This is a genomic window from Streptomyces sp. NPDC058240 (genome assembly GCF_042882135.1).
Classification (GTDB): Bacteria; Actinomycetota; Actinomycetes; order Streptomycetales; family Streptomycetaceae; genus Streptomyces.
The window spans coordinates 380,359-393,534 of record NZ_JBHVWT010000003.1; the positions used below are offsets into that span (position 1 = coordinate 380,359).

The window sequence follows — 13,176 nt, forward strand, 5'->3', positions numbered from 1 at the left end:
CCCGGGTCACCGTGTGCGCCTTCCTAGTGACAGAGCAGTCACGTTGCCCCTCGCGGCACGCCCACGCAGAAAACGAACCGCGAGACCATTGATTAAGGGACGGACGCGCGTGGACCTGTTCGAGTACCAGGCGAGGGACCTCTTCGCCAAGCACGGTGTACCGGTGCTGGCCGGTGAAGTCATCGACACGCCTGAGGCAGCCCGCGAGGCGACCGAGCGGCTGGGCGGCAAGTCGGTCGTCAAGGCGCAGGTGAAGGTCGGCGGCCGCGGCAAGGCCGGCGGCGTCAAGCTGGCCGCCACCCCCGACGAGGCGGTCGCCCGCGCGACCGACATCCTCGGCATGGACATCAAGGGCCACACGGTCCACAAGGTGATGATCGCCGAGACCGCGCCGGAGATTCTTGAGGAGTACTACGTCTCGTACCTCCTCGACCGCACCAACCGCACCTTCCTGGCCATGGCCTCGGTGCAGGGCGGCATGGACATCGAGGAGGTCGCGGAGAAGACCCCCGAGGCCCTCGCGAAGGTCCCGGTCAACGCCGTCGACGGCGTCGACATCGAGAAGGCCCGCGAGATCGTCGCCCAGGCGAAGTTCCCGGCCGAGGTCGCCGAGAAGGTCGCCGAGGTCCTGGTGACGCTGTGGGACACCTTCGTCGCCGAGGACGCGCTCCTCGTCGAGGTGAACCCGCTCGCCAAGGTCGCCTCCGGCGACATCCTCGCGCTGGACGGCAAGGTGTCTCTCGACGAGAACGCCGACTTCCGTCAGCCCGAGCACGAGGCTCTCGAGGACAAGGCCGCAGCCAACCCGCTCGAGGCTGCCGCCAAGGCCAAGAACCTCAACTACGTCAAGCTGGACGGCGAGGTCGGCATCATCGGCAACGGCGCCGGTCTGGTCATGTCGACCCTGGACGTCGTCGCGTACGCCGGTGAGAACCACGGCAACGTGAAGCCCGCCAACTTCCTCGACATCGGTGGCGGCGCCTCCGCCGAGGTCATGGCGAACGGCCTGGAGATCATCCTCGGCGACCCGGACGTCAAGTCCGTCTTCGTCAACGTCTTCGGTGGCATCACCGCGTGCGACGAGGTCGCCAACGGCATCGTCCAGGCGCTCGCGCTGCTCAAGTCCAAGGGTGAGGAAGTCACCAAGCCGCTGGTCGTGCGCCTCGACGGCAACAACGCGGAGCTGGGTCGCAAGATCCTTTCCGACGCCAACCACCCGCTGGTTCAGCGCGTGGACACCATGGACGGCGCGGCCGACAAGGCCGCCGAGCTCGCCGCGGCTGCGAAGTAAGGGACGAGGGACTCCAACACCATGGCAATCTTCCTCACCAAGGACAGCAAGGTCATCGTCCAGGGGATGACCGGTGCCACCGGCATGAAGCACACCAAGCTCATGCTCGGTGACGGCACCAACATCGTCGGCGGCGTGAACCCGCGCAAGGCCGGCACCTCCGTCGACTTCGACGGTACCGAGGTACCCGTCTTCGGCTCCGTCGCCGAGGCGATGGAGAAGACCGGCGCGAACGTGTCCGTCCTCTTCGTGCCGCCGGCCTTCGCGAAGGCCGCCGTCGTCGAGGCGATCGACGCCGAGATCCCCCTCGCGGTCGTCATCACCGAGGGCATCGCCGTCCACGACTCGGCCGCCTTCTGGGCGTACGCCGGTTCGAAGGGCAACAAAACCCGGATCATCGGCCCGAACTGCCCCGGCCTGATCACCCCCGGCCAGTCCAACGCCGGCATCATCCCGGGCGACATCACCAAGCCCGGCCGCATCGGTCTCGTGTCCAAGTCCGGCACGCTGACCTACCAGATGATGTACGAGCTCCGTGACATCGGCTTCTCGTCCGCCGTCGGCATCGGTGGCGACCCGGTCATCGGTACGACGCACATCGACGCCCTCGCGGCGTTCGAGGCCGACCCCGAGACCGACCTGATCGTGATGATCGGCGAGATCGGCGGCGACGCCGAGGAGCGTGCGGCCGACTTCATCAAGGCCAACGTCACCAAGCCGGTCGTCGGCTACGTCGCGGGCTTCACCGCCCCCGAGGGCAAGACCATGGGCCACGCCGGCGCCATCGTCTCCGGCTCCTCCGGCACCGCCCAGGCGAAGAAGGAGGCCCTCGAGGCCGCCGGCGTCAAGGTCGGCAAGACGCCGACCGAGACCGCCAAGCTGGCCCGCGAGATCCTCGGCGCCTGATCGCTCCACCGCGCCGGAGCAGCACCGCAGTATCGCGTCACCGCACAGACGGCGCGGGTCCGTACCCGATCAGGGGTACGGACCCGCGCCGTTTCTGCATTTCGCCGTTGCGTCCGTGCGGAACGGCGGGCCCGTTCGTTCAGCCGGCCCCGGGGGTCAGCCGTGCCGGACCCCGTACGAGCTCGCCGTGGAGCTTCGTCTGCAGCTTCAGGTCCTGCGGCGTCAGCTTCTGCGGACCACCTCGCGGAGGCACCCCGCCGACCTGTTGGGCGGGTGACTCCGGGGTTTCGTACCGCGTCGGGGCCGTCGCCAGCGTGAACAGCGTCAGGCCGATGATCAGCACCGTGAAGGAGACGGCCGCCCGGGTCCACAGCTGGGCCTTGCGCTCGCTGTCCGTGCGGATCACGAGGGGCGAGGGGAGCGATTCGGCGGGCTGGGCCGACGCGAGCGCGCCGAGCCGCTCGTTCAGGAGCGCCGACTGCTCGGTGGGCGTCGAGGGCTCCGCCAGCTCGGGCAGCCGCCCGGCGACCGCGGCGCGGGCGTTCGTCAACCGGCCCGCCGCCGCCGGGGTGCTCGCCTCCGTCTCCGCCGCCGTCTCCGGCAGATCCAGGCCGACGCCGTCGTAGAGCAGCAGGGTGCGGCGGTACGAGGGCGGCAGTTCGAGCAGCGCGTCGAGCAGGGCGCGCGCACCCGGTTCGGCCGGCGGCGGGTCGAGCCGGCGATGGGCGCGGCGCAGGCGGTGCCACGGCGACATGGCGTACTCGTACGCGGCGGCCCGCACCCAGCCCACCGGGTCCCGGTCCACCGCGACCTCCGGCCAGCGCTCCCAGGCCAGCGCGTAGGCCCGCGCCACGGACTCCCGGGAGAGGCCTCGGCGCCCGGTCAGCAGAAACGTCTGGCGGAAGAGGCCGGCGGCGGAGTGTTGGTACAGAGCATCGAATGCCTCGGCGGGGGAGAGCCCGGCGGCTTCGGCCCCCGGGCCCGATTCGGGCATCACGGATACGCCATTGGAGGCGGGGGCCGCCGCTGCCACCGGTGCGCCACGGGTGGCGGACGCGCCGGAGGCGTCGGGCGGATCGGGGGTGGTGCCGGGCTCGGTCGGGGCCATGGCGGTGCTCCCGGTGGCTTCGACGGGGGCCGGCGGACGCGATGGCGGTTTCGTGGACGTCACCGGCTTGGACAGCCTCGCGACCGACGTCGGTGCCGTCGGGCGGGCCGCACGTTTGACGGCGGCCTTCGGCCGGGTGTTCGGAGCGGCCGGTTTGGTCCGGGCGCTCGGCGGTGTGGCCTGAGGGTTCGTCCGGCCACCGTTGATCAGCCTGGCGTATGCCTCACGTTTCCGCCCCCGGGGCGTGGTGCGGCCGGTCTCCCAGGACCGGACCGTCGCACGGGTGACGCCCACGGCCGTCGCGACCTGCTCTTCACTCAGCGACTTCGCCTCACGCAGTCTGCGCCGCTCCTTGGGGGAGGGGAGCGGATGAGCAGAGGCCGTATCGGTCGAACCCTGCGTCATGAAGGACCCCCCGCGGAGCTGCACCGGGTAGAAAAGTACATAAACGCATATTGAGCGACACAGCGGCCATTCGCCCGTTACGCGGAATAAGAGCGTGTCGTTGGGAACATTGCCCTGTGACCCAAGTGACCGAAAACAGCCCATCGTTGTCGGCAGAGCAGGGCCGGTCCGCCGTGCTGGCCTTCGCCCTTCTGCGTGGAGCGGTTGCGGCCGGGCTGGGACTGGGCTCGATCGCCGTCCTCGTCCTGGCGCTGTGGATCAGCTCCCCGACGTCCGACAGCAGTATCGGCGGTGCGTTCCATGCGGCGGCCGGGCTCTGGCTGCTCGCCCACGGCGCCGAGCTGATCAGGGCCGACACGCTCAGCGGGGTCCCCGCCCCGGTGGGCCTCGTTCCGCTGCTGCTCGCCGTGGTCCCGGTGTGGCTGGTGCACCGTGCGGCGCGGGACGCCCTGGTGTCGGACGAAGAGCGTCCGGCACTCGCCGCGGAGGGCGCGTTCGTCATGGTCGTCGGTGGATATCTGCTGGTCGGGGCAGCTGTCGCGTGCTACGGGTGGGACGGTCCGCTCTCCGTGCACCCGCCGTCGCTGCTCTTCCCGTCGGCCGTCGTGGTGGCGGGAGCGGCGGCGGCCGGGGTCTGGACGGCGGCCGGGCGCCCGGTCGGGCCGCTGCCGTCCTGGGCGCCGGTGAGCCTGCACGAGGCGCTGGGGCGCAGCCGGTTCAGGGAGTGCGCGGGGACGGTGTGCCGGTCGGCGGCGGCCGGGGTGACGGTACTGCTCGGCGGCGGGGCGCTGCTCGTCGCGGTGGCGCTGGTGTGGCATGCGCAACCCGCCCAGCACTCGTTCGTCCAGCTCTCGGGCGACTGGGCGGGCCGGGTCGCGGTGTTCCTGCTCGCGCTGGTGCTGGTGCCGAACGCGGCGGTATGGGGTGCGGCGTACGGACTCGGGCCGGGTTTCGCCCTCGGTACGGCGTCCACGGTCACCCCGCTCGCCTTCTCGGGGCGCCCGGCGCTGCCCGGCTTCCCGTTGCTGGCCGCGGTGCCCGCCGCGGGCCCGGGAACGGCCCTGAACTGGTCGGCCGTCGCGGTGCCGGTCGCGGCCGGGGTGACGGTCGCCTGGTTCACGGTACGGGGGGCCGCACCCTCGCACGCCGCGCCCGAGGAGGCGTGGAGCCTGCGGGAGACCGCGCTGGCGGCCGCCCTGGGGGCGGTGGGGTGCGGGGCCGGCACGGCGGTGCTGGCGGCGGCGGCCGGGGGTCCGCTCGGCACCCGGGCGCTGGCGGAGTTCGGGCCGGTGTGGTGGCTCACGGGTGCGGCGGCTCTGGTGTGGACGGCGTTGCTCGGCGTCCCCGGGGCGCTGCTGCTCCGGGCCTGGCGGCTGCGGGAGCGCGGCGGGGTCGCATGGTGGCGGGTGGGCGCGGTGCCGGTGACGGCGGAGGGGGAGGAAGCGGCGTACGTGGCCGGGGCATCCGGCGTCGCGGCGCCGGGGAAGGCCGCGGAGGGGGAGTCGGTGTCCGAATCCGGGGAGGCGTCGCCGGAGTCGAGCAGTGGTGGTCGGCGGTGGTGGCAGCGCTCGGGACGCCGGGGCGGCGACGAGGCTGCCGGGCCGGTGCCGGGAGACGAGTCCGCGCCGTCGGCGGGCTCCCCGGAGAGCACGCCCGTCGCGGCTTCCCTCGCGGTCGGCACCGCGTCGGCGCCCGCGGCGCCCGCCGCCCGCATGCCCGCCCCGGACGAGGGCCTCGCGCCGTACGACTTCCTGCCGACCGGCCCCTGGCACGAGCGGACGGCCCGGCCGGAGGAGGCCGGGCCGTCCGGGACGGAAGACCCTAGTTCTTGACGCCGAAGAAGGGCTCCAGCGGCTTCGGCAGCTGGTCGTTGCAGGACAGCTGCCCGGCCTTGGTCAGGGCGTCGTTCACGCAGGTGTAGTAGTCGCGGTAGACCAGCTGCACCGTAAAGGTCGTCGCGACGATCGAGAGCGCGAGCAGCGCCGTCACCAGACCGCTGACCGCGGCCGTGGTCTGCTGCCTGCCGCCGCTCGGGGCCGCGGGGGTGCCGCGTACGGATCCGGGCGCCGGAGCGGAACCCGGCGCCTGGGCGGGACCGGATGCCCGAGCCGGGCCGGACGCCTGGCCGGAGCCCTCGGCCGCCGTGGCGGACGCGCTCTTCGGCTTCGACCGGAGCGAGCTGATCGCCCAGTACACGGCGAGCGCGCCGAGCAGCAGGGCGATCTCCGGGAAGTCGAAGAGCGCGAAGAAGAAGGCCCACATGCCGGACAGCAGCGCGTAGCGCGCGCGGCGCTGGGCAGGGTCGGTCGGGTCCCAGCGCAGCCCGCCGGGGCTGCCCTCGGGCCCGCCCTGGCCGTTCGACCCGCTCTGGCCTCCGGGGCGGCCGCCGAAGCCGCCGCTCTGGCGACCGGGCTGCCGGCTGCTCCACTGGCCGCCCCAGACCGGCCGGTCGTCGGAGGAGCCGCCCTCGGGGGATCCGTCGCCGTCGCCGTTGCCCTGGCCGTTCCCGTTGCCGTTTCCGGTGTTCGAGGGGCGGCGGGGCTGCCAGGGCTGGTCGGGCCGGTTCTCGGGCGGCGCGGCGAACGGGTTGTCGTCCCCCTGGCCGGAAGAGGAGGAGGAAGAAGAGGAAGAGCCCGTGGGGGACTGGCGTTCCCGCATCAGCAGTGAGGTCCGCTCGGGCAGCGGCTGGCGGAAGGCGGTGCGGCGGCGTCGGTCCGGCATGTGGTGAACGTCTTCCCCATCTCGTCATTTCCGCCCTGCGGACGGTTCGCTGTCCCCTGACGCTACCTCCCGGCCAGGAGGGGCCGAAAGCTGGGAGCGGGGCCCGAACGGCCGATATCCGTCACCCGGACCCGCTCCTCCGTCACGGAGCCGGGCCGGCGGCCGCCCACCCCCGTCCCGTGGGGGTCCCCGGAGGTGCCGGTATCGTTGCTGACGGTCGGCTGGTTCGTAGAGTTCCCCGTATCGAGGGGCTCAGTTCTTTCGTACGACCATACAAATCAGCGTCGCTCTGCTTCACCACGCGAGAAAGGGCCCAGCCGTGGCCTCCCCGCCCCCCTCCACCGCCCCGGCACGCCTGGTCGTGCTGGTCTCCGGTTCGGGTACGAACCTTCAAGCCCTGCTCGACGCCATCGGTGACGACCCCGAGGGCTTCGGCGCACAGATCGTCGCGGTCGGCGCGGACCGATCCGGCATCGTCGGCCTGGAACGGGCGGAGCGCGCCGGACTGCCGACCTTCGTGTGCAGGGTCAAGGACCATGCCACCCGTGAGGAATGGGACGCGGCACTCGCGGCCGAGACGGCCGGGTACCGCCCGGACCTCGTGGTGTCCGCGGGGTTCATGAAGATCGTGGGCAAGGAGTTCCTCGCCCGGTTCGGCGGCCGGTTCATCAACACCCACCCCGCCCTGCTCCCCAGCTTTCCCGGTGCCCACGGGGTGCGTGACGCGCTCGCGCACGGCGTGAAGGTCACCGGGTGCACCGTCCACTTCGTCGACGACGGCGTCGACACCGGTCCGATCATCGCGCAGGGCGTGGTCGAGGTGACCGAGGAGGACACGGCGGAGGGCGAAGCCGCTCTCCACGAACGCATCAAGGAAATCGAGCGCAAGCTGCTCGTCGAGGCCGTGGGGCGGCTCGCCCGTGACGGCTATCGCATTGAGGGACGAAAGGTTCATCTCGGTCATGTCGGTGAATAAGCCCATCCGCCGCGCCCTGGTCAGTGTCTACGACAAGACGGGGCTGGAGGACCTCGCCCGCGGTCTGCACGAGGCGGGTGTCGAGCTCGTCTCCACCGGCTCCACCGCCGGGAAGATCGCCGCCGCCGGGGTCCCGGTCACCAAGGTCGAGGAGCTCACCGGCTTCCCCGAGTGCCTCGACGGCCGCGTCAAGACGCTGCACCCGCGCGTTCACGCCGGCATCCTCGCCGACCTCCGTCTGGACGCCCACCGCGAGCAGCTCGCCGAGCTGGGCGTGGAGCCGTTCGACCTGGTGGTCGTCAACCTCTACCCGTTCAAGGAGACCGTCGCCTCCGGCGCCTCCGCCGACGAGTGCGTGGAGCAGATCGACATCGGCGGCCCGTCCATGGTCCGCGCCGCCGCGAAGAACCACCCGTCCGTGGCCGTCGTCACCAGCCCCGAGCGGTACGCCGACGTCCTCGCCGCGGTCAAGGCGGGCGGCTTCGACCTGACCGCCCGCAAGCGCCTGGCCGCCGAGGCGTTCCAGCACACCGCCGCGTACGACGTGGCCGTGGCCTCCTGGTTCGCGGACGACTACGCCGCCGCCGACGACTCGGGCTTCCCCGACTTCTTCGGCACGACGTACGAGCGGAAGAACGTCCTGCGGTACGGCGAGAACCCGCACCAGCCCGCCGCGCTGTACACCTCCGGCGCCGGCGGCCTGGCCGAGGCGGAGCAGCTGCACGGCAAGGAGATGTCGTACAACAACTACACGGACACCGACGCCGCGCGCCGGGCCGCGTACGACCACGCCGAGCCGTGCGTCGCGATCATCAAGCACGCCAACCCGTGCGGCATCGCGATCGCCGACGACGTCGCCGAGGCGCACCGCAACGCGCACGCCTGCGACCCGCTGTCGGCCTTCGGCGGTGTCATCGCCGTCAACCGCCCGGTGACCGTCGCCATGGCCGAGCAGGTCGCGGAGATCTTCACCGAGGTCATCGTCGCCCCGGCGTACGAGGACGGCGCGGTCGAGATCCTGGCCCGCAAGAAGAACATCCGCGTGCTGCGCTGCCCCGACGCCCCGACCGCCCCGGTCGAGGTCAAGCCGATCGACGGCGGCGCGCTGCTCCAGGTCACCGACCGCCTCCAGGCCGAGGGCGACGACCCGGCCAACTGGACCCTCGCCACCGGTGAGGCCCTGACCGCGGACGAGCTGAAGGAGCTCGCCTTCGCCTGGAAGGCCTGTCGCGCGGTCAAGTCCAACGCGATCCTGCTCGCCAAGGACGGCGCCTCGGTCGGCGTCGGCATGGGCCAGGTCAACCGCGTCGACTCCGCGAAGCTGGCCGTCGAGCGGGCGGGCGAGGAGCGGGCGCGCGGTGCGTACGCCGCCTCCGACGCGTTCTTCCCGTTCCCGGACGGGCTGGAGATCCTGACCGCCGCGGGCGTCAAGGCCGTGGCCCAGCCCGGCGGTTCGGTCCGTGACGAGCTGGTCGTCGAGGCCGCGAAGAAGGCGGGCGTGACGATGTACTTCACGGGTACGCGGCACTTCTTCCACTGACGGTTCCCCAGCACGAAGGGCCGGAACTCCGCGAGGAGTTCCGGCCCTTCGTGTCGTGCGCGGTGCGCGTTACTTCTTGATGACCAGGGTGCCGGCGGCACGGTCGTGCCAGCCCTGCAGCTTCCCGGAGTTGTCGAAGAACGGCGAGAGGTAGACGAGGAGCGCGCCGATGTAGCAGAGGAACACGCCGACGATCGGGATGATCCAGCGGATGAACCCGGCGCCGAGGCCCGGGTTCAGGCCGGTGTTCTCCTTGACGACCTTCACGCCGAGGGCCATCTTGCCGAGGGTCGAGCCGAGCAGCGAGATCATCAGCCACTCGTAGAGCAGCGTGATCAGACCGAAGATCAGGATCATGCCGAGCATGGTGGCGATGATGCCGCTGCTCGCGTCGTTCACGCAGGACTGGTAACCGGGGTCCATGTAGTCGCCGCAGTCGTCGGCGCTCTTCGCTATGCCCATCGCACCGGCCAGGCCGATCGCGCTGAGGATGCCGTAGAGGACACCGATGACCGCCGCGTCGATGCAGCGCGCGCCGAGGCGGCGGCCCATCGAGGCGACCTGGACGGTGCCCAGGACCGGGACGTTGATGTACCCGTTGTTGGCCTGGAGGGTGCCCGGCGCCTGCTGCGGGTAGCCGTAACCCGGCTGACCCTGCGGCGGCTGGCCCTGCTGCGGGTAGCCGTAGCCCGGCTGACCCTGCGGCGGTACGCCCTGCGGCGGCTGCTGCGGGTAGCCGTAACCGGGCTGGCCCTGCGGCGGCTGGTTCGGCTGCTGGCCGTACGGGTTGTTCGGATTCGGGTTCGGGTCGCCGAAACTCATCTGGGCGTTCCTCCAACGTGCGTGCGGGGACGATGCGGCCGCACGGAGGAAAGAAGAGTCAGTGGTCCGCCCCCCGGTACTTCTGCGGCACTGCGGCCATAATCGTTATAAGTAGAATGTAAGTTTGTCCAGCCGCGACGATGGATGTTGCGCAAGTGCAACATCGGGTACGCCCCCGGCACCCGGAATTGGTATGCGGGCGGGGTCATCCGCGAGTATGGGGACATGACTGCCCAGATTCTCGATGGCAAGGCCACCGCAGCCGCGATCAAGTCCGATCTCACCGTCCGCGTGGCGGCCCTCAAGGCACAGGGCATCACCCCTGGCCTGGGAACCCTGCTCGTCGGGGACGACCCGGGCAGCCGGTGGTACGTGAACGGCAAGCACCGTGACTGCGCACAGGTCGGCATCGGCTCCATCCAGCGCGAACTCCCCGACACCGCCACCCAGGAGGAGATCGAGGACGTCGTACGGGAGCTCAACGCCAACCCCGAGTGCACGGGGTACATCGTGCAGCTCCCCCTCCCCAAGGGGATCGACACCAACCGCGTCCTGGAGCTGATGGACCCGGCCAAGGACGCCGACGGCCTCCACCCGATGAGCCTCGGCCGGCTCGTGCTCAACGAGACGGGCCCGCTGCCCTGCACCCCGCAGGGCGTCGTCCAGCTGCTCCGCCACCACGACGTGGAGATCAACGGGGCGCATGTCGTGGTCGTCGGCCGCGGTGTCACCATCGGCCGTTCCATCCCGCTGCTGCTGACCCGTAAGTCCGAGAACGCCACCGTCACCCAGTGCCACACCGGTACGCGTGACCTCTCCGCCCACCTCAGGCAGGCCGACATCATCGTCGCCGCCGCCGGGGTGCCGCACATCATCAAGCCCGAGGACGTGAAGCCGGGCGCCGCCGTGCTCGACGTCGGCGTCAGCCGGGACGAGAACGGCAAGATCGTCGGGGACGTCCACCCGGGCGTGGCCGAGGTCGCGGCCTGGATCTCCCCGAACCCCGGTGGTGTCGGCCCGATGACCCGCGCCCAGCTGCTCGTCAACGTGGTCGAGGCGGCCGAGCGCGACGCGGCCACCGCCGTCTGAGCCGGCCGACCCGATCCGGAAGGAACCCCATGGGTGCTGGTACGAGTCCGGCCGACCCGGCCGCCGAGGCGGACGGCCCGTCCGCGGTGCCGCCGCGCGCCGACGCGCCGGGCGCGGATGAAGCGACGGCGGACGAGGGGACGGCCGACAAGGGGACTGCGGACGAGACCGCGGACGAGGGGACGGCGCACGAGGTTGCGGACGAGGGGGCTTCGGGCGAGACCGCCTCGGATCAGGCCGTGGCCGCGACCCGTGACGGCGCCGCCGGTGAGGCGGCGGCAGGCGGTACGCGGCCGTCGCGGCGGTTTCCGTCGCTCACCCGGGACACCGCCCGCCCCGAGGGCGGTGGCCGGGCCGCGTCCGGGAACGCACCCGCCCCGGCCCGTCAGTGGCCGCTGCTCGCCGTGCTCTGCACGGCCGGGATCGGGCTGCTGATCGTGGCGGTCGATCCGTTCGCCGAGGCCTTCCGGGTCGGCACGATGCTCATCGGCGCCGCCCTCATCGGCGGCGCGGTGCTGCGGCTCGTGGTGCCGTCGGTGGGCATGCTGGCGGTACGTTCCCGCTTCACCGACCTGGTGACGTACGGGCTGCTCGGCTTCCTCATCGTGATGCTCGCGCTGGTGGCGCAGCCCAAGCCGTGGCTGGACATTCCGTTCCTGGAACAGGCGGTCCACTTCACCATCCGCTGAGCCCGCCCGCACGGCCCGGTGCACCGCTCGGAGGCGGTGCCCGTCCCCTCCCCCGAGAAGGGACGGACACCGGTATCGGGGCTCACCGGAACGTAAACGCCCCGGAATGCGGTGACTTGAGCGGCCTTGCCCCGTCCGGACTTCAGCCTGGTCGACGGGGTGAGGCCGGTTCAAGAGATGCCTGCGGCCTGTGGCACGGAAGTGACCATTCCGCCACCGTGTGATCGTCAGGCAACGGAGATCCGGGCCGGGGCGCTGACCGCAGGCCGTACGGGCGCCGCCACCGGGCCGCCGCCTCCCGGGCGACCGGGATTCGGCCGGGTGAGCGCTGTGTGACGGGTTGTGTGCGGTGCCACAGGGGGCAGGGCGGCCGGGAGGTTCCGGGTCGGATAGCCTGATCGCTGGATATCTCTTCACATCAAGATTCAGGGATGTCCAGCACCAGGGGCCAGGAACCCCCACCGCCAGCTGTCTAACGGAGATCGCCATGACCCGCACTCCCGTGAATGTCACCGTGACCGGCGCAGCCGGCCAGATCGGCTACGCGCTGCTCTTCCGCATCGCCTCCGGCCACCTGCTCGGCCCGGACGTGCCGGTCAACCTGCGTCTCCTGGAGATCCCGCAGGGCCTGAAGGCCGCCGAGGGCACCGCGATGGAGCTCGACGACTGCGCCTTCCCGCTGCTGCGCGGCATCGAGATCACCGACGACGCCAACAAGGCGTTCGACGGTGCCAACGTCGCCCTGCTCGTCGGCGCCCGCCCGCGTACCAAGGGCATGGAGCGCGGTGACCTGCTCTCCGCCAACGGTGGCATCTTCAAGCCGCAGGGCAAGGCCATCAACGACAACGCCGCGGACGACATCAAGGTCCTCGTCGTCGGCAACCCGGCCAACACCAACGCGCTCATCGCGCAGGCCGCGGCCCCGGACGTACCGGCCGAGCGCTTCACCGCGATGACCCGCCTCGACCACAACCGCGCGATCTCGCAGCTGGCCGCCAAGACCGGTGCCGCCGTCTCCGACATCAAGAAGCTGACGATCTGGGGCAACCACTCGGCGACCCAGTACCCCGACATCTTCCACGCGGAGATCGCCGGCAAGAACGCCGCCGAGCTCGTCAACGACGAGGCGTGGCTGGCCGACACCTTCATCCCGACCGTCGCCAAGCGCGGCGCCGCGATCATCGAGGCCCGTGGCGCGTCCTCGGCCGCCTCCGCCGCCAACGCCGCCATCGACCACGTGCACACCTGGGTCAACGGCACCGCCGCGGGCGACTGGACCTCCATGGGCATCCCGTCGGACGGCTCCTACGGCGTGCCCGAGGGCATCATCTCGTCCTTCCCGGTCACCACGAAGGACGGCAAGTACGAGATCGTCCAGGGCCTGGACATCAACGACTTCTCCCGTGCGCGCATCGACGCGTCGGTGAAGGAGCTCACCGAGGAGCGCGACGCGGTTCGCGAGCTCGGCCTGATCTGATCCGTACGCCCTTCCACGCGTACCCCGTCGGCCCCCGCAGCACCCCCTGCCGGGGGGGGGAGCGTTTGTGCAAGACCCCCGGCGGGGAACGGACGAACCCCCCCCCCAAGCCTGGCTGGTCCTCGCGGGGAGGTGGGTCTTTCGGCCCTTAC

11 protein-coding genes are annotated in these 13,176 nt (G+C 71.5%); 8 read left to right on the forward strand and 3 right to left on the reverse strand.

Features of this window, described 5'->3' with window-relative positions; translation table 11 throughout:
* Positions 1–109 precede the first annotated feature (109 nt).
* On the forward strand, positions 110–1,291 hold the full coding sequence (gene sucC, locus ACFVX4_RS09570) for an ADP-forming succinate--CoA ligase subunit beta (RefSeq protein ID WP_072486624.1): 1,182 nt from the start codon (positions 110–112) through the stop codon (positions 1,289–1,291).
* Between the two features lie 21 nt (positions 1,292–1,312).
* Positions 1,313–2,197: a succinate--CoA ligase subunit alpha gene (gene sucD, locus ACFVX4_RS09575; protein ID WP_329922467.1), complete on the forward strand. Its 885-nt coding sequence runs from the start codon at positions 1,313–1,315 to the stop codon at positions 2,195–2,197.
* 139 nt (positions 2,198–2,336) lie between these two features.
* Here sucD and ACFVX4_RS09580 read toward each other — a convergent pair whose 3' ends face one another.
* A complete protein-coding gene (locus tag ACFVX4_RS09580) occupies positions 2,337–3,710 on the reverse strand; it encodes a helix-turn-helix domain-containing protein (protein ID WP_389973733.1) in 1,374 nt (457 codons plus the stop codon).
* A 125-nt stretch (positions 3,711–3,835) separates the two neighbouring features.
* Between ACFVX4_RS09580 and ACFVX4_RS09585 the strand changes: the two genes are divergently transcribed.
* Positions 3,836–5,542 carry a DUF6350 family protein gene (locus ACFVX4_RS09585; protein WP_389974013.1) on the forward strand — a complete coding sequence of 569 codons (1,707 nt, stop codon included), beginning with the start codon at positions 3,836–3,838 and terminating at the stop codon, positions 5,540–5,542.
* Here the strand turns inward: ACFVX4_RS09585 and ACFVX4_RS09590 are convergent.
* Positions 5,532–6,431 carry a hypothetical protein gene (locus ACFVX4_RS09590; protein WP_389973735.1) on the reverse strand — a complete coding sequence of 300 codons (900 nt, stop codon included), beginning with the start codon at positions 6,429–6,431 and terminating at the stop codon, positions 5,532–5,534. The two genes, ACFVX4_RS09585 and ACFVX4_RS09590, sit on opposite strands and share 11 nt — an antisense overlap.
* A gap of 319 nt (positions 6,432–6,750) precedes the next feature.
* Between ACFVX4_RS09590 and purN the strand changes: the two genes are divergently transcribed.
* Together purN and purH are read left to right on the forward strand one after the other, a co-directional pair.
* Entirely contained in the window at positions 6,751–7,407 is a 657-nt protein-coding gene (gene purN / locus ACFVX4_RS09595) for a phosphoribosylglycinamide formyltransferase (RefSeq protein WP_385325118.1), read from the forward strand.
* Positions 7,394–8,947 carry a bifunctional phosphoribosylaminoimidazolecarboxamide formyltransferase/IMP cyclohydrolase gene (gene purH / locus ACFVX4_RS09600; protein ID WP_389973738.1) on the forward strand — a complete coding sequence of 518 codons (1,554 nt, stop codon included), beginning with the start codon at positions 7,394–7,396 and terminating at the stop codon, positions 8,945–8,947. The genes purN and purH overlap by 14 nt, the downstream gene beginning before the upstream one ends.
* A gap of 69 nt (positions 8,948–9,016) precedes the next feature.
* Here the strand turns inward: purH and ACFVX4_RS09605 are convergent, their stop codons facing one another.
* Positions 9,017–9,769 carry an RDD family protein gene (locus ACFVX4_RS09605; RefSeq protein WP_389973741.1) on the reverse strand — a complete coding sequence of 251 codons (753 nt, stop codon included), beginning with the start codon at positions 9,767–9,769 and terminating at the stop codon, positions 9,017–9,019.
* A 225-nt stretch (positions 9,770–9,994) separates the two neighbouring features.
* Here ACFVX4_RS09605 and ACFVX4_RS09610 point away from each other — a divergent pair, with 225 nt between their 5' ends.
* The 3 genes from ACFVX4_RS09610 (at position 9,995) to ACFVX4_RS09620 (ending at position 13,024) form a co-directional block, all read left to right on the forward strand.
* Positions 9,995–10,858, forward strand: a complete 864-nt coding sequence (locus ACFVX4_RS09610; RefSeq protein WP_389973744.1) for a bifunctional methylenetetrahydrofolate dehydrogenase/methenyltetrahydrofolate cyclohydrolase — start codon at positions 9,995–9,997, stop codon at positions 10,856–10,858.
* 29 nt (positions 10,859–10,887) lie between these two features.
* Positions 10,888–11,547 (forward strand): DUF3017 domain-containing protein, encoded by a 660-nt coding sequence (locus ACFVX4_RS09615; RefSeq protein ID WP_389973747.1) that lies wholly within the window; start codon positions 10,888–10,890, stop codon positions 11,545–11,547.
* Between the two features lie 487 nt (positions 11,548–12,034).
* Positions 12,035–13,024 carry a malate dehydrogenase gene (locus tag ACFVX4_RS09620; RefSeq protein ID WP_385325107.1) on the forward strand — a complete coding sequence of 330 codons (990 nt, stop codon included), beginning with the start codon at positions 12,035–12,037 and terminating at the stop codon, positions 13,022–13,024.
* Positions 13,025–13,176 lie beyond the last annotated feature (152 nt).

Excerpts from the sequence above, each read along its gene's own strand:
- sucD (WP_329922467.1), top strand. The coding sequence starts at position 1,313 with ATGGCAATCTTCCTCACCAAGGACAGCAAGGTCATCGTCCAGGGGATG.
- ACFVX4_RS09580 (WP_389973733.1), bottom strand. The coding sequence starts at position 3,710 with ATGACGCAGGGTTCGACCGATACGGCCTCTGCTCATCCGCTCCCCTCC.
- ACFVX4_RS09590 (WP_389973735.1), bottom strand. The coding sequence starts at position 6,431 with ATGCCGGACCGACGCCGCCGCACCGCCTTCCGCCAGCCGCTGCCCGAG.
- purH (WP_389973738.1), top strand. The coding sequence starts at position 7,394 with ATGTCGGTGAATAAGCCCATCCGCCGCGCCCTGGTCAGTGTCTACGAC.
- ACFVX4_RS09605 (WP_389973741.1), bottom strand. The coding sequence starts at position 9,769 with ATGAGTTTCGGCGACCCGAACCCGAATCCGAACAACCCGTACGGCCAG.
- ACFVX4_RS09610 (WP_389973744.1), top strand. The coding sequence starts at position 9,995 with ATGACTGCCCAGATTCTCGATGGCAAGGCCACCGCAGCCGCGATCAAG.
- ACFVX4_RS09615 (WP_389973747.1), top strand. The coding sequence starts at position 10,888 with ATGGGTGCTGGTACGAGTCCGGCCGACCCGGCCGCCGAGGCGGACGGC.
- ACFVX4_RS09620 (WP_385325107.1), top strand. The coding sequence starts at position 12,035 with ATGACCCGCACTCCCGTGAATGTCACCGTGACCGGCGCAGCCGGCCAG.